This is a genomic window from Sphingobium sp. IP1 (assembly GCF_002708645.1).
GTDB lineage: Bacteria > Pseudomonadota > Alphaproteobacteria > Sphingomonadales > Sphingomonadaceae > Sphingobium > Sphingobium yanoikuyae.
On the sequence record NZ_NOIW01000020.1, the window covers coordinates 59,115 to 77,672 of the forward strand.

21 protein-coding genes are annotated in these 18,558 nt (G+C 65.7%); 6 read left to right on the plus strand and 15 right to left on the minus strand.

Annotated features, from left to right (window positions below):
* Positions 1–9: 9 nt before the first annotated feature.
* The 5 genes from hisF to hisB all read right to left on the minus strand — a co-directional run bounded on the left by hisF (position 10) and on the right by hisB (position 3,202).
* Positions 10–774 carry an imidazole glycerol phosphate synthase subunit HisF gene (gene hisF / locus CG471_RS09495; protein ID WP_099231703.1) on the minus strand — a complete coding sequence of 255 codons (765 nt, stop codon included), beginning with the start codon at positions 772–774 and terminating at the stop codon, positions 10–12.
* 148 nt (positions 775–922) lie between these two features.
* Positions 923–1,660, minus strand: a complete 738-nt coding sequence (gene hisA / locus CG471_RS09500; protein WP_004208570.1) for a 1-(5-phosphoribosyl)-5-[(5-phosphoribosylamino)methylideneamino]imidazole-4-carboxamide isomerase — start codon at positions 1,658–1,660, stop codon at positions 923–925.
* 27 nt (positions 1,661–1,687) lie between these two features.
* On the minus strand, positions 1,688–2,302 hold the full coding sequence (gene hisH / locus CG471_RS09505) for an imidazole glycerol phosphate synthase subunit HisH (protein ID WP_099231704.1): 615 nt from the start codon (positions 2,300–2,302) through the stop codon (positions 1,688–1,690).
* On the minus strand, positions 2,299–2,586 hold the full coding sequence (locus CG471_RS09510) for a YciI family protein (protein WP_004208568.1): 288 nt from the start codon (positions 2,584–2,586) through the stop codon (positions 2,299–2,301). The genes hisH and CG471_RS09510 overlap by 4 nt, the downstream gene beginning before the upstream one ends.
* 28 nt (positions 2,587–2,614) lie before the next feature.
* Positions 2,615–3,202, minus strand: coding sequence for an imidazoleglycerol-phosphate dehydratase HisB (gene hisB / locus CG471_RS09515; RefSeq protein ID WP_099231716.1), 588 nt, complete (start codon positions 3,200–3,202; stop codon positions 2,615–2,617).
* Positions 3,203–3,300: 98 nt separating this feature from the next.
* Here hisB and CG471_RS09520 point away from each other — a divergent pair, with 98 nt between their 5' ends.
* A complete protein-coding gene (locus CG471_RS09520; protein ID WP_004208566.1) occupies positions 3,301–3,777 on the plus strand; it encodes an SspB family protein in 477 nt (158 codons plus the stop codon).
* A 27-nt stretch (positions 3,778–3,804) separates the two neighbouring features.
* Here the strand turns inward: CG471_RS09520 and CG471_RS09525 are convergent, their stop codons facing one another.
* Entirely contained in the window at positions 3,805–4,494 is a 690-nt protein-coding gene (locus CG471_RS09525; protein WP_099231705.1) for a hypothetical protein, read from the minus strand.
* A gap of 224 nt (positions 4,495–4,718) precedes the next feature.
* Between CG471_RS09525 and fumC the strand changes: the two genes are divergently transcribed.
* Positions 4,719–6,104: a class II fumarate hydratase gene (fumC, locus tag CG471_RS09530; RefSeq protein ID WP_099231706.1), complete on the plus strand. Its 1,386-nt coding sequence runs from the start codon at positions 4,719–4,721 to the stop codon at positions 6,102–6,104.
* Positions 6,105–6,152: 48 nt separating this feature from the next.
* Positions 6,153–6,509 (plus strand): hypothetical protein, encoded by a 357-nt coding sequence (locus tag CG471_RS09535; RefSeq protein WP_004208562.1) that lies wholly within the window; start codon positions 6,153–6,155, stop codon positions 6,507–6,509.
* Here the strand turns inward: CG471_RS09535 and CG471_RS09540 are convergent.
* On the minus strand, positions 6,506–7,057 hold the full coding sequence (locus tag CG471_RS09540; protein WP_180275656.1) for a DUF2585 domain-containing protein: 552 nt from the start codon (positions 7,055–7,057) through the stop codon (positions 6,506–6,508). The genes CG471_RS09535 and CG471_RS09540 overlap by 4 nt on opposite strands.
* 75 nt (positions 7,058–7,132) lie before the next feature.
* Between CG471_RS09540 and gmk the strand changes: the two genes are divergently transcribed.
* Positions 7,133–7,798, plus strand: coding sequence for a guanylate kinase (gene gmk / locus CG471_RS09545; protein WP_004208560.1), 666 nt, complete (start codon positions 7,133–7,135; stop codon positions 7,796–7,798).
* 22 nt (positions 7,799–7,820) lie between these two features.
* Here gmk and CG471_RS09550 read toward each other — a convergent pair whose 3' ends face one another.
* The 6 genes from CG471_RS09550 to CG471_RS09575 all read right to left on the minus strand — a co-directional run bounded on the left by CG471_RS09550 (position 7,821) and on the right by CG471_RS09575 (position 13,295).
* A complete protein-coding gene (locus tag CG471_RS09550) occupies positions 7,821–8,897 on the minus strand; it encodes a class I SAM-dependent methyltransferase (protein WP_017500115.1) in 1,077 nt (358 codons plus the stop codon).
* A complete protein-coding gene (gene lgt, locus CG471_RS09555) occupies positions 8,887–9,753 on the minus strand; it encodes a prolipoprotein diacylglyceryl transferase (RefSeq protein WP_004208558.1) in 867 nt (288 codons plus the stop codon). Before lgt ends, CG471_RS09550 begins: the two co-directional genes overlap by 11 nt.
* A gap of 123 nt (positions 9,754–9,876) precedes the next feature.
* Entirely contained in the window at positions 9,877–10,635 is a 759-nt protein-coding gene (locus tag CG471_RS09560) for a Crp/Fnr family transcriptional regulator (RefSeq protein ID WP_099231708.1), read from the minus strand.
* 64 nt (positions 10,636–10,699) lie between these two features.
* Positions 10,700–11,317, minus strand: a complete 618-nt coding sequence (fixJ, locus tag CG471_RS09565) for a response regulator FixJ (RefSeq protein WP_099231709.1) — start codon at positions 11,315–11,317, stop codon at positions 10,700–10,702.
* Entirely contained in the window at positions 11,314–12,459 is a 1,146-nt protein-coding gene (locus CG471_RS09570; protein ID WP_004208555.1) for a sensor histidine kinase, read from the minus strand. The genes fixJ and CG471_RS09570 overlap by 4 nt, the downstream gene beginning before the upstream one ends.
* A gap of 20 nt (positions 12,460–12,479) precedes the next feature.
* Positions 12,480–13,295, minus strand: coding sequence for a universal stress protein (locus CG471_RS09575; RefSeq protein ID WP_099231710.1), 816 nt, complete (start codon positions 13,293–13,295; stop codon positions 12,480–12,482).
* A gap of 160 nt (positions 13,296–13,455) precedes the next feature.
* Here CG471_RS09575 and CG471_RS09580 point away from each other — a divergent pair, with 160 nt between their 5' ends.
* A complete protein-coding gene (locus CG471_RS09580) occupies positions 13,456–13,959 on the plus strand; it encodes a GNAT family N-acetyltransferase (protein WP_004208553.1) in 504 nt (167 codons plus the stop codon).
* Between the two features lie 80 nt (positions 13,960–14,039).
* Here CG471_RS09580 and CG471_RS09585 read toward each other — a convergent pair whose 3' ends face one another.
* Positions 14,040–14,711, minus strand: coding sequence for an OmpW family protein (locus CG471_RS09585; RefSeq protein WP_004208552.1), 672 nt, complete (start codon positions 14,709–14,711; stop codon positions 14,040–14,042).
* Between the two features lie 136 nt (positions 14,712–14,847).
* Between CG471_RS09585 and hemN the strand changes: the two genes are divergently transcribed.
* Positions 14,848–16,155 (plus strand): oxygen-independent coproporphyrinogen III oxidase, encoded by a 1,308-nt coding sequence (hemN, locus tag CG471_RS09590; protein ID WP_180275657.1) that lies wholly within the window; start codon positions 14,848–14,850, stop codon positions 16,153–16,155.
* 42 nt (positions 16,156–16,197) lie between these two features.
* On the opposite strand, the gene CG471_RS09595 is transcribed toward hemN, so the two are convergent.
* Positions 16,198–18,162 carry a TonB-dependent receptor domain-containing protein gene (locus CG471_RS09595; RefSeq protein WP_099231712.1) on the minus strand — a complete coding sequence of 655 codons (1,965 nt, stop codon included), beginning with the start codon at positions 18,160–18,162 and terminating at the stop codon, positions 16,198–16,200.
* Positions 18,163–18,558 lie beyond the last annotated feature (396 nt).

Here is an 18,558-nt window from a genome sequence, read left to right on the forward strand (position 1 = left end):
TTCCGCGCTTTAATGGCCCCGAACCGGGATGCCGGCGCGGGCCAGCGCCTGATGCGCTTCAGCAATATTATGTTGACCAAAGTGAAATATCGAGGCCGCCAGCACCGCGCTGGCATGGCCCTCGACCACGCCCGCGACCAGATGGTCGAGGGTGCCGACGCCGCCGCTGGCGATCACTGGGATCGACACGGCATCGGCGATCATGCGGGTCAGCGCCAGGTCATAGCCCTGCTTGGTGCCATCGCCATCCATCGAGGTGACGAGCAGTTCGCCTGCACCGAGTTCGGCCAGACGTAGCGCATGCTCCAGCGCGTCGATGCCGGTCGGCTTGCGGCCGCCATGGGTGAAGATTTCCCAGCGCCCCTCGCCCACCTTGCGGGCATCGACCGAGCCGACGATGCACTGCGCGCCGAAGCGATCGGCGATGTCGGCCACCAGTTCGGGCCGGGCGACGGCGGCGCTGTTGACCGCCACCTTGTCCGCGCCCGCCAGCAGCAGGGCGCGGGCGTCCTCCGCGCTGCGCACGCCGCCGCCGACGGTGACAGGCATGAAGCAGACTTCGGCGGTGCGGCGCACCACATCCAATATGGTGCCGCGCGCCTCATGAGTTGCGGTAATGTCGAGGAAGCAGAGTTCGTCGGCGCCGGCCGCGTCATAGAGCTTGGCCTGCTCCACCGGATCGCCGGCGTCCTTGAGGTCGACGAAATTGACGCCCTTCACCACGCGGCCATTGGCAACGTCGAGGCAGGGAATGACGCGGGTGCGGACGGTCATGCTTCCTCCCCTGCAAGGGGAGGGGGACCGCCGGCGCAGCCGGTGGTGGAGGGGGATTTCCGCATAGGGATGCGTGAAGGGATAGCCCCCTCCACCATGCTTCGCATGGTCCCCCTCCCCGTATCGGGGAGGAACTGGCCGGCGCCGTTCACGCCGCCGCCTGCGCGACCGCGAGCGCGGTCTTGAGGTCGAGGCGGCCGTCATAGATGGCGCGGCCGGTGATGACGCCTTCGATCCCGTCATCGGCATGGAGGCTGAGGACGCGGATATCCGCGATCCCCGCCACGCCGCCGCTGGCGATCACCGGCATGTCGGTGGCGCGGGCGAGATCGACGGTGGCATCGATATTCACGCCCTTGAGCAGGCCGTCGCGGCCGACATCGGTGAAGAGCAGGCTGGCGACGCCCGCATCCTCGAACCGGCGGGCGAGGTCGATCACCGGCATGTCGCTCTTTTCCGCCCAGCCGTCGGTGGCGACGAAGCCGTCGCGCGCATCGACCGCGACGACGATGCCGCCGGGGAAATCGCGCGCCGCGGCCTTGACGAAGGCGGGATCTTTGAGCGCAGCGGTGCCGATCACGATGCGCGATACGCCCAGGTCAAACCAGCGTTCGACCGACTCCCGGTTGCGGATGCCGCCGCCCAGCTGGACATGACCGGGAAAGGCCTCGACGATGCGTTCGACCGCTTCGGCATTGACCGCATGGCCGGCAAAGCTGCCGTCGAGATCGACGACATGGATATGCTGGGCGCCGGCTGCGGCAAAGATCAGCGCCTGCGCGGCGGGGTCGTCGCCATAGACGGTGGCGCGGTCCATGTCGCCCTCAGCCAGGCGGACGACCTGGCCGCCTTTGAGGTCGATGGCGGGGAAGACGATCAGGGACATGGGATCAACCTTTGCGCGAACGGGGCCTCAAGGCCGCCAGTCGAGAAAACGGGACAGGAAGGAGAGGCCGTAGCGCTGACTCTTTTCCGGGTGGAACTGGCAGCCGATGATGGTGTCGCGCGCGACGGCGGCGAGCAGCGGCCCGCCATGGTCGGTGACGGCGGCGACATGGGCCGGGTCCGCAGCCTCAAAATGATAGCTGTGCAGGAAATAGGCCTCGCCGGCCTCGATCAGGGGCGGCTGGCCGTTCAGCATCACATCATTCCAGCCCATATGCGGCACCTTGATCGAAGCATCGGTGGGTTCGATCAGCCGCACCGTGCCGGGAATCCAGCCCAGCCCCTCATGCCGGCCGAACTCCTCGCCGGCGTCGGCGAGCAATTGCATGCCGACGCAGACGCCCAGAAAGGGAATGCCGCGGCTGTTCACCGCCTCGTTCATCGCGTCGACCATGCCGGGGATCGCGACCAAGGCATCGCGGCAGGCGCGAAAGGCGCCGACGCCGGGCAGGACGATGCGGTCGGCCTTCGCCACGACATCGGCATCGGCGGTAATGGTCACATCATCGGCACCCGCCTTGCGCAGGGCATTGTGGACCGAGTGGAGATTGCCCGCGCCATAGTCGATCAGGGCGATGGTCATGGCAGCAGCGTGTCCAGATTGACGCTGGCGGCGCGCGCCGGGAGGAACTCGATCAGGTCGAACGATGCCGCGCCGTTGACGACGAAGGGATCGGTCGCTGCCTTCGCCGCGATCTCGTCACGTTCGCCGCGCGCCAGCAAAATGCCGCCGGTGCGCGGTTCGCGCCGGCCGGCGAGCAGCAGCCAGCCATCGGCAATGCCCTGGTCCAGCCAGGCCCGATGATCGGCCAGATGGCCGTCCAGCACATCGATCGGCGCCGTATAGGTCAGCGAAATGATGAACATGGGGTCGGCCTTTCTATGGAAGTGATGCTTAGAGCATGCCCTTGGTCGAGGGGATGGCGTCGGCCTTGCGCGGGTCGATCTCCACCGCCTGGCGCAGCGCACGGGCCAGGCCCTTGAACGCGCTTTCGACGATATGATGGTTGTTGCTGCCATAGAGCAGCTCGATGTGCAGCGTGATGCCGGCGGCCTGGGCCAGGCTGTGGAAGAAATGCTCCACCATCTCCGTGTCCCATTCGCCGATCTTGGTGACGGTGAAGGGCAGCTTGCACACCAGCCAGGGACGGCCGGAAATGTCGAGCGCGACGCGGCTCAGCGTTTCGTCCATCGGCGAATAGACGCTACCGTAACGGCTGATGCCGCGCTTGTCGCCCAGCGCCTTGGCCAGCGCCTCGCCGATCGCGATCGCCGTATCCTCGGTGGTGTGATGCTGGTCGACATGCAGGTCGCCGATGGTCTTGACGGTCATGTCGATCAGCGAATGGCGCGACAACTGCTCGATCATATGGTCGAGGAAACCGATCCCGGTGGAGACGGTGTAAAGACCGGTGCCGTCGAGGTTGACGGTCACGTCGATCTGCGTTTCCGCAGTGTTGCGGTGAATCTCGGCCGTGCGCATGCGCGCCCTATAGCGCGTCGCGCGCGCCATGCAATCTGATGATGTACCTCTCGGGCGGGGGTTGACCGCCGCTTTCGCGTCGTTAGGACATATGCCCCATGAGTGAAGACCTGCCCGACAGCCTGATTCCCTATGACGAAATCGTGCAGGAGGCCCTGCGCGCGGTCGTCGGCCGCGTGCTGGGCGAAGTGCAGCAGACCGGTGGCCTGCCGGGCGCGCATCATTTCTACATCACGTTCAAGACGCATGCCGCCGGGGTGGATATCCCCAAGCATCTGTCGGAACGTTTCCCGGACGAGATGACCATCGTCCTCCAGAACAAGTTCTGGGATCTCAAGGTCAGCGACCGCCATTTCGAGGTCAGCCTGACCTTCAACCAGGTCGCGGCGCATCTGGTCATTCCCTTCAGCGCGATCACCGCCTTCGTTGATCCCGCCGTCAATTTCGCGCTGCAGTTCCAGGTTCAGGCCGATGAAGAGCCCGAACCCCATGACGTGGCCGAAAATGACGCGCCGCTGGTCACGACCGAGGATGGATCCAACGTCGTCACGGTGGATTTCGGCAAGAAGAAGTGAGCCCGGCGGCCGGGATCGGCCGCAGGCTCAAAATTCGTGGCGATAGGAGAAGCGCAGCTTCTGGCTCGTCCCGAAACTATTGTCGACATAGCTGATATTGGCGCCGACCGTGTCGCGACGCGTAAGATGGTAGGACAGGCCACCACCCAGCGCCACGCCCGAAAAATCATGGGTGCCCCTGGTCACATTGCCGCCCGCCATCGCGGTCAGCTTCGGCCCCAGCGGCCGCAACAGGAACAAGCCGACATAGCCGCTGTTGCTGCTGAGCGCGATCGGCAGGCCATCGCTCTGGTCGATGTCGCTGACCGGGCCATGCCCCTTGGTATAGCTGTAGCCAAACGGCACGAACATCTGCAATTTGCCGGTCTTGAGGCCGACTTGCGACAGCGGCACGAAGCCGCCGAGCGAATAGCGCGTCTGTTCCACGCCCGAATCGAAATGACTTTTGCCGGCCGAGAAGGTCAGGATCGCGACCGGAAACAGATAGGATGCGCCGACCGACCAGAGGCCGGATTCCGAGACGCGGGCATTGAATTTCAGCTTGGGGCCGACCGCGACCGATCCGGACAGTGAAAATTCGTCGGAGGCACGGGTGATGCCGACCTTGGTCGCGATCTTGGTGGGGTCGTCGGACGATTTTTCCTCTTCTGCTGCGTGGACCGGAGCGGTCGTGGCGGCAAGGCAGAGGAGGAGGGCAAGGACGGGGCGATCGGACATGCGGTTTTCCTCCTGGATGCCAGGCAGGATATCGGGGCGCGTGCGCCGATCAATTGCGGTAAACCCCGGTAAAGGCGCAGATCCTGCGGCTGCATGACGGCTGCGGCCTGTCATGGGGATGGCCTGCGGGGATATGCGATATTCGCAAGTTTCGCCTTGGAATTTCCCGCCCCGGCCCTACATCGGGACCAGTTTTGCGATTGATTCTTAACTGGGAGTTCTGAATGTCCGCTACCCGCACCGAAACCGACAGCATTGGCGCCATCGAGGTGCCCGCCGACGCCTATTGGGGCGCCCAGACCCAGCGCAGCATCGAGAATTTTCCCTTCGGCGCGACCGAGCGGATGCCGATCGGCATCGTCCATGCGCAGGCGATCGTGAAGCAGGCGGCGGCGCGGGTGAATGCGAAACATGGCCTCGACGCGACGATCGTCGCGGGCATCGAGAATGCCGCGCAGCAGATCGTCTCCGGCGCGCTCGATGACCAGTTTCCGCTCGTCATCTGGCAGACCGGCAGCGGCACCCAGACCAACATGAACGTCAATGAGGTGATCGCCGGCTATGCAAATGAGCAGTTGGCCGGCACGCGCGGCGGCAAGAGCCCGGTCCATCCCAACGACCATGTGAACATGAGCCAGTCGTCGAACGACAGCTTCCCGACCGCGCTGCATGTCGCGACCGTGCTGGCGACCCGCGACAAGCTGATTCCGGCGCTCGAAAAGCTGACCGGCGCGCTGACCGCCAAGGCGGAAGGCTGGGGTCATATCGTCAAGATCGGCCGCACCCATACGCAGGATGCGACGCCGCTGACGCTGGGCCAGGAATTTTCCGGCTATGCTGCGCAGCTGGTCAGCAGCAAGGCGCGGATCGAGGGGGCATTGAACGGCAATATCCGCAAGCTGGCGATCGGCGGCACGGCGGTCGGCACCAGTCTCAACGCACCCGATGGCTGGGCGGACGACATGACGGCGGCGATCAGCGACATTGCCGGCACCCCGTTCGAAAGCGCGCCCAACAAGTTCGAGCAGCTGGCCGCCAAGGATGGCCTCGTCTTCTTCTCCGGCGCGCTCAACACGCTGGCGGTGGCGCTGACCAAGATCGCCAATGACATCCGCTTCCTGGGCTCCGGCCCGCGCTCGGGCCTGGGCGAGCTGGACCTGCCCGCCAATGAGCCGGGCAGCTCGATCATGCCGGGCAAGGTCAACCCGACCCAGTGCGAATCGCTGACCATGGTGGCGGCGCAGGTGATCGGCAATCATCAGGCGGTGACCGTCGGCGGCATGCAGGGCCATTTCGAACTCAATGTCTTCATGCCGCTGATCGGCGCCAATGTGCTGCGCTCGATTCATCTGCTCAGCGTCGGCATGGAAAGCTTTGCCGAACGCTGCGTCGAAGGGATGCAGGCCAATGAGGGCCGGATCGCCGAACTGGTCGAGCGCTCGCTGATGCTGGTGACCGCGCTGGCGCCCGAGATCGGCTATGACAATGCCGCGACCATCGCCAAGCATGCGCACAAGAAGGGGCTGACGCTCAAGCAGGCGGGCCTCGAACTGGGGCTGGTCGATGAGCCGACCTTCGACCGGCTGGTGCGGCCGGAAAATATGGTCTGATCCAGATCAACTGGCGGAACCGGGGCGGGTGCGATACATTAATCCCCTATGAAGAAAACGCCCGCCCCGACCGCCGCAAAGCTTCCGTCCACCGCGACGCGCGTTCGCAAGTCGAGCCTCTTTCGCAAGGCGGCGCGGCTCGGCGCGACGGTGGTGGCCGCACGGGTCGCCGCCGACACGGGCAAGAAGGGCGTGATCGGCCTGATCGCCGGGGCCGGGGCCAAGCGCCTCATCATGCGCTATCCGGTCGGCGCCATGGTCCTCACCGGCGCCTATCTGGCGGGCAAGCTCTATGAGGCCAAGCGCGAGGCGGACCGCAAGATGGCGACCAAGCTGCTGACCGACGCCAGCGCCAAGCCGATCCTGATCGACGAGGCGCGCGCCGCCCGCAAGAAGGCGGGCTAAAGCGCGCCCTGCCATTCCTTGATCGCGTCGATCGGCCAGGCGAGCATCAGGACATTGAGTGTCAGATTGTCGCGGATCACCGCCAGTGCCAGCAACTCGAAACCGATCGCGACGATGATCGTCAGCCAGACGGGCGCGCGCGACGCGAACAGGAAGCCCAGGGCCATCATGCCGATGTCGCTCATCGAATTGAGGATGGAATCGCCCGAATAGCCGAGCGCGATCGTCGCCGTGCGGTAACGGTCGATAATGATTGGTGAATTTTCAAGGATTTCCCACGCCGCCTCGATCGTCACCGCCACCGACAGGCGGATGCCCAGCGGCTTGCGGCGCATCAGCAAATGGGTCGCGCCATAGAAGAGGAAGCCGTGGATGATGTGGCTGAGGCTGTACCAGTCGGACAGATGCTGGCTGTTGCCGCTGTCGATCGGCCCATGCCATAGCGCGATCGTGCCGCAGGTGCAGATCGGTGGACGCCCCATCAGATAGAGGATCGCCGCAGCCCCCAGCGCGATCAGCAGAGCGAGGATAAAGCCTCGCCGATTCATTCTGTTACGCGATCGCGCCAAGCCTCTTCTCCCCCAACCTCTTGCAAAATGCCGTCCACGACGCCACTAGCGGCCATGGCCGACAACATTCCCACCGACACCCCCGATTTCAAGCGCCGCGGCGTTCTCTTTGTCCTGTCTTCGCCCTCGGGCGCCGGCAAGTCGACGATTGCACGCAAATTGCTGGCCTGCGAACCGGACCTGTCGATGTCGGTGTCGGCGACGACGCGGACGATCCGGCCGGGCGAAGTCGATGGCAAGGATTATCATTTCGTCGACCTGGAAGAGTTTCGCCGCATGGCGAACGACCATGAGTTCCTGGAATGGGCGCATGTCTTCGGTCAGCGCTATGGCACGCCGCGCGCGCCGGTCGAGGCGATGCTCAAGAGCGGCAAGGATGTGCTGTTCGACATCGACTGGCAGGGCGCGCAGCAGCTGCACCAGATTGCCGGTGGCGACGTGGTCCGCATCTTCATCCTGCCGCCCTCGATGGAGGAACTGGAAAAGCGTCTGCGTGGCCGCGCGACCGACAGCAATGAAGTGATCGAGGGCCGCATGGCGCGCGCCGCGGGCGAGATCGCCCACTGGGACGGCTATGACTATGTGCTGTGCAATGTCGACGTCGAGGAATGTTTCGAGCGCGTGCGCACCATCCTGCACGCCGAACGGATGAAGCGCAGCCGCCAGACGGGCCTCATTGGCTTCATCCGCCGCCTCAGCCGCTATCATCAGGAAGATTGAGAACTAGCGGCCAGCAGGGCCGCTATTTCTCGAAACCTGCCGGGTCGGCCCAGTCGGGGTGGACCCAGGCCATCACCTTGAACAATGTCCCCATCTCCGCCTCGTCGGTGAGGCGATGGCGTTGCGCCTCCAGTTCGGCGGCGCGCTGCGGGCTGCCCTTGGCCAGCACGGATGCGCGCACGTCGATGCCCAGATGCTGGAGGAAATGGCCCTGCGTCACCGCGCCATGGACGCGCAGCCCGGCCTGGCGCGCGACATTGGCCAGCATCGTGAAATCGACATGGGTGGTAAGGTCGCTCTCGCCCGGATCGGTGAAGGGATCGGTGAACTGGTGGTTCTTCACCGCCTGCAGCGTGTCGCCCAGGGCCGGGCCTTCATAGCCATAATCGATGATGATCGCGACGCCGCCCTGGCGCGCGATCCGGCTGGCAAGGGCATAGCCCGCGGTGGCACCGGCCTGCGCCACTTCGATGATCGCGCCTTCGGGCGCCTGCGCGGCGATCGGCGGCAGGCCCGATTCGATCCGGCGATAGCCCGGCACCGCCATGAAGCGGCCTTCTTCCTCGCGACGGATCACCACCCGTTCGCGCCATTCGTCGCCGACGCGGATCATCTGCCGCACGGGCAGGGCGTCGAAAAATTCATTGGCGACCACCAGCAGCGGGGACTGGTCGGGCAGGCTTTCCACGCTGTCATGATGGACGACATGGGGAATCTGGGCGCGCTGCCGCTCGCGCAGGGTCGGACTGGTCTCGACGAAATGGATGCGCGAGGTGACGTCGGCCCCCTCCATCGCGCGCAGCGCATCGCCCGCCAGCGTGCCGCGACCCGGCCCCAGCTCGACATAGAGCGGATCGGCGCGCCGACCCGATCGCAGCCAGACATCGGCCAGGCACAGGCCGATCAGTTCGCCGAACATCTGGCTGATTTCCGGGGCGGTGGTGAAGTCCCCCTCCAGCCCCAGCGGATCGCGCGTGCCATAATAATGCTGGTTCGCCTCGCCCATATAATGGGCGACGGAGATCGGCCCGCCGGCATCGATCTGGCGGGCCAGGCGCTCGGGCAGGCCCATCGCGCCGGGCAGGGCGTCAGCTGACACTGGCGCTGCCCGCGATCGGCTCCACGCGCACGCGCCGGCCCTTGGCGGTGACGATCAGGTAGAGGCCGCCAAGGATCATCGGCACGCACAGCCACTGGCCCATGTGCAGGCCGGTGCGGGCGGCAAATTCCATCAGCTGGGCATCGGCCTCGCGGAAATATTCGACGCCGAAGCGGAACACGCCATAGAAGAAGACGAACAGGCCGACCAGCATGCCCGGCTTGTAGCGCGCTTTGGTCTTCCAGAAGGCGAAGGCGAGGATGCAGAACAGGATGATGCCTTCGAAAAAGGCTTCGTAAAGCTGGCTCGGATGACGGGCGAAGGGGCCGCCGGTCGGGAAGATCATCGCCCAGGGCACGTCGGTTTCCTTGCCCCACAGCTCGCCATTCACGAAATTGGCGAGGCGGCCGAAGAACAGGCCGAAGGGCACGACGCAGGCGACATAGTCATGAATGCGCAGCCAGCTCAGCTTCTCCTTGCGCGCCATGTAGAGGATGCCGAGCGACACGCCCGCCGCGCCGCCATGGAAGGACATGCCGCCATTCCACAGCTTGAAGATGTCCAGCGGATGCTGGAGGATTTCGGGCTGGTAGAAGAAGACATAGGCGAGCCGGCCGCCGATGATGATGCCCAGCGTCGCATAGAAGATCATGTCGTCGGCGTGGCGCCGGGCCATTGGCGAACCGGGCTGGGCAATGAGCTTCAACAGATACCAGTAGCCGATCAGGATGCCGGCCAGATAGGCCAGGCTATACCATTTGAGCGTGAAGAAGCCCAGGTCCAGGGCGACGGGGCTGAGCCCCAGCTGGTCGAAGCGGATAGCGCTCGAAGCGGCGGCGACAAGGTCCAGGATCAAAATGGCATTCCCTCGGCAATCAGGCCTGCGGCCATAGAACAAGCGGCCGGCAAGATGAAGAGGGGCGATCCCGATTGCAGGATGATCGGGGCAAATAGGCCGGGCATGCCCGGCGCGGCCGGTTCAGGCCGCTTCGCTACAGTCCAGCAGCGCCGCGCGATCCCGGATTTCCACCATGCGGCGGCCGGGCAGGGCGATGATGCCGATCCGCTTGAGGTCGGTCAGCTGCCGGCTCACCGTCTCGATCGTCAGGCCCAGCACGTCGGCGATCTGCTGGCGCGACAGCGGCAGGTCGAACCGGTCGAGCGGGGCCTGGCCTTCGCGGGCCAGCCGGCGCGACATGTCGAGCAGGAAGGTTGCGATCTTCTCGCGCGCATTCTTGCGGCCGAGCAGCAGCATCCAACTGCGCGCCCGGTCGAGATCGTCGAGCGTGCGTTGCAGCAGTCGATGCTCCAGCTCGGGATGCTCGCGGGCAAAGCCGTCAAAGGCGCCGCGGGTGAAGAGGCACAGGCGCGCGTCGGTGAGCGCCGTGACGCTGTGCGGCGTGCTGCGGCCGAAGGGGCGGCCGATGAAGTCGGACGGATAGACCACGCCGACAATCTGTTCGCGCCCATCGCCGGTCGAGGCCGACAATTTGAGCGTGCCGTCGATCACATTGGCGACGATGGTGGCGTCGTCGCCTTCCCACATCACCGTCTGCCCCGCCGCGATCGTGACGCGCCGGCCCAGGCGATTGAGCGCGCCCCGCTCATCCTCTTCCAGCGTGGCGCAGATGGCGCGGTCGCGCACCTCGCAGCGCTGGCAGAAGCTGGCGTCGGAGCAGGGGGCAGGAACGGGCATGCCGCCGGGCAGGGTTTGCGCGAGATCAAAATGCATGTTCATGACCGCTGCTTGGCGCGGCGGCGGGGCGGGCACTATCCGTAAATCCCCTATGGGACTTTCTGTCCTATTCGAGCCCCGCCTGGAAGGCGATGCGCAGCGTTTCCGACAGGCTGTGGACCTGCAGCTTCTGCATCAGGTTGGCGCGATGAATCTCGACCGTGCGCGGGCTGATGCCCAGGTCATAGGCGATCGTCTTGTTGGGCAGGCCGTCGACCAGGCCCTTGAGCACTTCGCGTTCCCGATCGGTCAGGATGTTGAGCCGGGCGCGGGCAGTCTCGCGCTGGCTGTTGCGGCCCTGGTCGGAGCTTGCCTGCGCGCAGGCGGCTTCGATCGCGGCGAGCAATGCCGCCTTCTCGAACGGCTTTTCGATGAAATCGGTGGCGCCCGCCTTCATCGCGGCGACCGCCATGCCGACATCGCCATGGCCGGTCATGATGATGACCGGCAGCATCATGCCGCGCGCGCGCAGTTCGCGCTGCACTTCCAGTCCGTCAATGTCGGGCATCCGCACGTCCAGCAGCACGCAGCCGCCCTCCAGCGTCCCGACCTCCTTCAGGAATTCGGTGCCGCCCGAGAAAAGCCGTACCGCAAAGCCGCTGGTCCTGAGCATGAAGGAGAGCGACCGGCGGATCGCCTCGTCATCATCGACGACATGGATGGGCTGGTCGGTGGGCAGGCTCATGGCAGGCGGTCCGCAGAATCGAGAGTGAAGTGGAAGGCGACGCCGCCCCAGTGCGAGGCATCGGCCCAGATCCGTCCGCCATGCCCCTCGACGATGGTGCGGCTGATCGACAGGCCCACGCCCATGCCGGCGGGTTTGGTCGTGCTGAACGGGGTGAAGAGCGATCGCGCGACCGCCGGATCGAGGCCGGGGCCACTGTCGGCGATGATGAGTTCGACCTGTCCGTCTTCGGCCGGCACCGCCGACAGGCGCAGGATGCGGCGATTGCGGCCGTCCATCGCCTCGACCGCGTTGCGCACCAGGTTGATGATGACCTGCTGCACCTGCACCCGGTTGGCGATCACCCGGCCGACGCGCGGGTCGACGACGATGTCCATGTCGATGCCCCGGCTGTCGATGCCGATGAAGGCCAGCGCGACCCCCTCGGCCAGCAGCGTGGCCGCCGGTTCGGCCTGGCGATCGGCTTCGCCACGACGGATGAACTCCCGCAGCGACCGGATGATCTGGCCCGCGCGCATCGCCTGGCGCGCGGCTTCGTCCATCGCCTCGCCCAGCAAGTCGCGGTCGACCGGCGCATCGGTGCGCAGCAGGTCGCGGCCTGCCTCCATATAATTGGCGATCGCGGTCAGCGGCTGGTTCAGTTCATGCGCCAGCGCCGCAGCCAGCGTGCCCATCGCCGTGACGCGGGCGGCATGGCTGAGTTCCGCCTGCAGATCCTGCAGGCGCCGCTCGGCCTTCTGCCGATCGGTCAGGTCGCGCACGAAGCCGGTGAACAGCTTTTCGCCATGGTCCTGCACTTCGCCGACCGCCAGCTCGATCGGAAAGGTGGAGCCATCGCGCCGGCGTGCGGTGGTCAGTCGGCCGATGCCGATGATCCGCTTCTCGCCGGTGTCATGATAATGTTGCAGGTAGGAATCGTGGCGCTCGCGATCGGGCGAGGGCATCAGCATCGCAACATTGCGGCCCAGAACATCGGCTTCGGCATATTGGAACATGCGCTGGGCGGCCGGGCTGAACGATACGATATGCCCGGTCGCGTCGATCACGATCAGCGCATCGGGCACCGTTGCCAGGATCGATCCCAGCAGAGCCTGTTCCCGGCTGGTCGCATTATCCTGCGGATCGCCATCGTTGAACGCCATGTCCGATCACTGACCGTAAATCAGTGCGCCAGCAAGAGCGGAACCCGTGTTTCGGCCAGAATATAGCGGGTTACGCCGCCAAAAATGGTTTCCCGCAGCCGGCTGTGGCCAAAGGCACCCATCACCATCCAGTCGATCGACAGTTCCTGGCAGGCATGGGACAGCGCTTCTTCCACGCTGCGATCCTTGCGCGGCCATTCGTGAATCTCGACCGCAATGCCGTGGCGCGAGAGATATTCTGCGGCGTCGGTCGGCGGGAAATCGCGCTTCGTGCGCTCGTCGACGGTGACGACATGGACTTCGCTCGCCACCCGCAACAGGGTGCGGCTGGCGGTCAGCGCCGACGCCGCTTCATGCGATCCGTCCCAGGCGACCATCGCGCGGCCGGTGCAGCGAAAGCCCTTGGCCATGCTCGGGATCGCCAGCACCGGGGCGCGGCTGTTGACTGCCAGGTCGGCGACGATCGGCGCCGGATCATCGGCCTGCCGGCGGCCCGGCGGCGGCAGGGAAACGAGCATCGCGTCGGCCAGGCGACCGGTTTCCAGCAGCCCCTGGACCAGGTCGCCGCTGCGATAATGCCAGTCCCACGCCATGCCCTCGCGCCGCAGGCGCTCTTCCAATCCGAGCCGGATTTCCTCGTCCTGGCGGCGCACCGCATCGATTGCCTCGGGCACCAGATAGCCGCTGCCATAAAGATCGGCGGCGACCAGTTCGGGCAGCGGCGCGATCTGCAGGCAACTGATATGGGCGCCGGTCGCGCGCGACAGGTCGAACGCGGCCTGCAGCCGGCTTTCCATGCCGTTGTCTGCGCGGATGTGCAGCAATATGGTCTTCATCGAACATGTCCCGACAAGAGGGCGCCGATGCAGCGCCGCATGATCGTCATCCTGACTAGTAGCCTGCTCGGCTGGTCTCTATCCGCAAATTTCCCTATTTCGATCGCCGATCCGATGGCACATTCGGGGGACAACGATCATAGCAAGGGATGCCTTCTTCATGACCGACAAGGATATTCTGGAAACCCGTACCGGTATTCGCGTCCAGGTGCGCCCGGCGCAGGATGGCGATGCCAGGGCGCTGGCCCATTTCTTTTCGGCCGTGTCCGATGATGATCGCCGCTTCCGTTTTCTCAGCAGTGCGCCGGGCGTCAGCGCCGGGCAGATTCATGATCTGATCCATGGCGACCCCGACAATTGCGAGACCTTCCTGGCGACCGACGAGAAGGGGGCCATACTGGCTGCGGCGACCCTGGCCGCCGATCCCGACCGGACCCGCGCCGAAGTCGCGATATCGGTGCGCGCCGACCATCGCGGCAAGGGCGTGGGCTGGAGCATGCTGCGCCACGCCACCGACCGCGCGCAGGAAATGGGCGTCGGCCTGCTCCAGGCGATCGAGAGCCGCGCCAATCATGCCGCGATCGAACTGGAGCGCGAACAGGGCTTTGTCGCCCGCAGCGTCGATGACGAGCCGTCGCTGCTGATCCTGGAAAAGCGTTTCTGATCGCATCGCTGGTGAAATGATGAAGGGGCCGGAGCGGCGATCCGCTCCGGCCCCTTCCTTCTGGTCCACCCCCCGGAGGATCAGAAGCGCATGCCGACACCCACGCCGAACACGAAGGGATCGAGCGATACCTTGACATTCTGGGTGCCGGCCGCGGCCGTGGTCAGCCGCACCTTGGTGTCGATGTCGATATATTTGACGTCGAGGTTGAGGAAGATCTTGTCGTTGAGGTCGATGTCGACGCCGACCTGGCCGGCCCAGCCGAAGCTGTCGGACATATGGACCTTGGTCTTGCCGACCGCATCCTCCAGCCCGCTCGACGCATCCTCGTTGTAGAACAGCGTATAGTTGACGCCGGCGCCGATATAGGGGCGGACATGGCCCTCGACGATCGGGTGATATTGCATCGTCAGCGTCGGCGGCAGCACCCAGGTGGAGGCCAGCTTGCCGATCCCGCCGGTGGTGCCGCTGCGGCCGCTGGCGCTATGCTTGGTGGTCGCGGCGATCAGTTCGAAGCCGATATGGTCGGTCGCCATATAGGTGACGTCGACTTCGGGCGCGATGCCGTTGTTCACCGACACCTTCTCGCCGGGGAAGCCGGGCAGGATGCTGCCGCTCTTTTCGGTGGGGGCGACCATGATGCCGCGCACGCGCACCAGCACGTCGCCCTGCTTGGCCTGGGCCGGAGCAGCGGCCAGCGCCGTGCCCATGGCGCCCATCGCGGCGACAATCATCATCTTTTTCAAGTGCATGTCTTTTCTCCATCCCTGATCGTGGGTCAGTGATGGCGCTCTGCTCCCGATCGGGGCGGCCTTCCTTGATGCGGCGCAATCGGCGATTTGATCCTGCGCAATGTTCGGCATCGGGCGCCATGGCAGGCGGGACGCCATGTTCCGCTATCATCCCGACCTGCTCGCCGCGCCGGTGCCGCGCTACACCAGCTATCCGACCGCCGCCCAGTTCGGCGAGGATGTCGGGGCGGCCGACATGGCGCAGCGGCTGGATGCGATGCCGGCGGACGCGCGCCTGTCGCTCTATGTCCATATCCCCTATTGCCATGACATTTGCTGGTATTGCGGGTGCAACACCGGGGCGGCGACCCGGCCCCGCCGCCTGTCGGCCTATGTCGATGCGCTGGAGCGGGAAATGGCGCTGGTTTCGGCGCGGCTCGGCGGACGGGGGCGCGTCACCCATGTCGCCTTTGGCGGCGGCAGTCCCAATTCTCTGCCGCTGATCGACTGGGTCCGGCTCAATCATCAGTTGCTGCTCTGCTTCGACGCCAGCGCGGCGGCGATGGCGGTGGAACTGGACCCGCGCCGGATCGACCGGGCCTGGATCGACGCCATGGCCAAGGTCGGGGTGACGCGCGTCAACCTGGGGGTGCAGACTTTCGCCACCCATGTGCAGCAGCGGATCGGCCGGGTGCAGCCGGCCGAGACGGTGGCGATGACGGTGGGCGCGCTGGCCCGTGCGCGCATCCAGGTGGGGTTCGACCTGATGTATGGCTTGCCGGGGCAGAGCGAGGCGGATCTGGCCCGGACCCTGGAGGACAGCATTCGCCTGTCCCCCTCGCGCATCGCGCTGTTCGGCTATGCCCATATGCCGCGCCTGCTGCCGCGTCAGCGGCGGATCGACGCGACCGAATTGCCGGGTGTCGAACAGCGCTTTGCGATGGCGAAGCTTGGCCATGCGATGCTGACGGCGGCCGGCTATCAGGCGATCGGCTTCGATCATTTCGCGCTGCCCGACGATCCACTCGCGGTGGCCGCTGCAACCGGACGGCTGCGCCGCAATTTTCAGGGCTTTACCGAGGATGACAGCGATGCGCTGATCGGCATGGGCGCGAGCGCGATCAGCCAGTTCCCCGACCTGATCGTCCAGAATGAGAAGAATGCCGGTGCCTATCGCGACGCCTTGTCGAACCATCGGCTGCCCGCAGCCCGTGGGGTGCGGCGCAGTGCCGACGACCAGCGGCGGGGCGCGTTGATCGAACGGCTGCTGTGCGATGGCCGGGCGGCTTGTGGCGACCTTGCTGAACCGGCGCTGCTCGATCGGTTCGAGCGGATCGGCTTGCTCCGGCGGGAGGGGGACGAGTTGCTGCTGCAACCCGGCGCGGCGCCCTATGCCCGGTCCATCGCCGCCTGTTTCGACGCCTATCTGCGCCCGGCCGAAACGCGCTTCAGCGTCGCCGTCTGATCGCCGGCCCGGTCTCTGCCGGGCCGGCGATCGCACGTCGGATCAGAAGCGCACGCCCACGCCCATCCAGACACGGGCCGGGTCGATCAGATAGCCCGCCATGTCATAGTTGAGCCGCTTGTCGAGCAGGTTCTGCACACCGGCATGGAAGGTGAAGGCGGGCGTGATCTTGTAGGATGCGCCCATGTCCACCACCGTATAGTCGGGCGACACGATATTATTGCCGCTGATCTGCGCCTCGGTCACGGCTTCCTCGCCGCGATAGACGGCGCGCACGAAGGCGGAGAAGCGATTGTCCGGGCGCCAGTTGAGCGAGGCGCTGGCCTGCTGCTTGGGCGTGTCGTTGAGCGCCGCGCCGATATTGGCGCCGCTCAGCTGTTCCGAATCCGTCAGCGTGCCGGTGGCGTTCAGCCGCAGCGTGTGGGTCAGCGGCACATCGACCGAGACTTCCACGCCGCGCACCCGCGCCTTGTCGACATTGACATAGGTCGTGGGCGGACGGCCGATCGAGCTGAGCGGTTCATCGACGCACCAGGCACCCGCCACTTCGCAGGTCACACGGGTGATCTTGTCGTTGAAGCGGGTGTCATAGGCAGTGACGCTGGCGTTGAAGCCATTCCGCGAGAAGAGCAGGGCAGCCTCGATCGTGCGAGAGGTTTCGGCCTCCAGATCGGGATTGCCATAGATGGTGCCGCCACGGCTGGTCTGGCCCCAGTCGGGAATCGTCTGGCGCAGGCTCGGCGCGCGGAAGCCCTGCGAATAGCCGCCCTTCAGCGTCAGGGACGGGGTGATGTTCCACACCGCATAGACGCGCGGGGTCCAGTGGACGCCATATTGTTCGTCATGATCCATGCGGATGCCGCCGGTCAGCGCCAGCCCGTCGAGCAGCTTCAGCTCATTTTCGGCAAACAGCGCCCAGCTGGTGCGGGTGGTGCCGGTGGTGGTCGATCCCGACAAAAGGTTGCCGGTCAGGTCGGACAGATCCTCATAGCGATAGAAACCGCCGACGGTCAGCGTGTTGGACGGCAGCGGGATGACCCACAGGCTCTGGCCGACCGTGTTCTTGATCCGCTTCTGCGCCTCGACATGTTCGGCATCCTCATATTGCAGATAGGATTCGGAACTGGCGAAGCCCCACTGGCCGCTATGGCTGATCGATGCGACCTTGCGCTTCTGGGTCTGGGTGGTTTCGGTGCCGAGCGGCGCGGTCGCCGACGTCTCGGTCGTCTCGCCGGCAACCTCGATCACCTTCTGCCGATAATAGCCGCCCTCCAGCAGGATCTGGTGGTTGGCGCTGAGGTTGAAGCCCAGCTTGCCGGCCAGGCTGTCATCATGCCGTTCGGGCGTGCCGCCGATTTCCGTGTCGCCCTCGCGCCGGTTCATCGATCCCTGCAATTGCAGACCGATGCCGCTGGTCACAGGGCCGGACAGATAGAAATTGCCGTCGGTATAATTGCCGAAATTGTCCGCCAGCTGCATCGTGCCGTTGACGCGCGCGCTGCCGCGCCAATGGTCGCTGATCCGGCGGGTGATGATGTTGACGACGCCGCCCATCGCGTCCGATCCGTAGAGCGAGGACATCGGGCCACGCACCACCTCGATCCGTTCGATCGCTTCGAGCGGCGGCAGCAGGCCACCTTCGCTGACATTGCCGCCATTGGTGCGGGATTCGCGCGACGACAGCCGCTTACCGTCGACCAGGATCAGCGTATATTGCGGCGCCATGCCGCGGATCGAGATGTCGCGGCTATTGCCTTCGCCCGGCGTGACGGTGACGCCGGGGATTTCCATCAGCGCATCGGTCACTTCGCGATAGGGCATGGCGTCCAGCGTCTCGCGGGTGATGACGCTGATCGAGGCGGGCGCGTCGCGCACCTCCTGTTCACGGCCGGCGGCGGTGACGACGATCTGGTTGGAATCCTGGTCAGCCTCGGCAGCCAGTGCCTGCTGTGCGCCGGTCAGCGCGACAAGGGCCGCGGTTGCCCGCAGCATATGGATGGATGGCATGGAAATCCCCTGTTCTGGATAGATGGGCACCCGCCAGCCACCCGGCCGGACGGGTGCCGGAAATCAGTGGTGCGGGCCGGGCCCGATCGGTGGAGCGAATATCATGGCGGGTTCATTTGCGATCGATTGTCAATTGCAAATGGCCGTTGCCAGAAGCGCGGGGGGGGGGCCCAAAACCGAATCGGGTGGGGGGTGTGACGGCCTGTGTTTGGGGCGGGGGGGGGGGCCGCCGCCTTCGGCCCCCACGGCGGCGGGGGGGGGGGGGGGGGGTTTCCGGGTTGCGGCTGGGTTAAGGCCCGTTTCGGGGGGTTGGCGCGGCGCGGGCGGGGGGCGCCCCGCCTCGTCCGGCGTGATGCCGGGCGGGGGTGCGGCCTGGATCGGGCCGTCGCCCGCCTG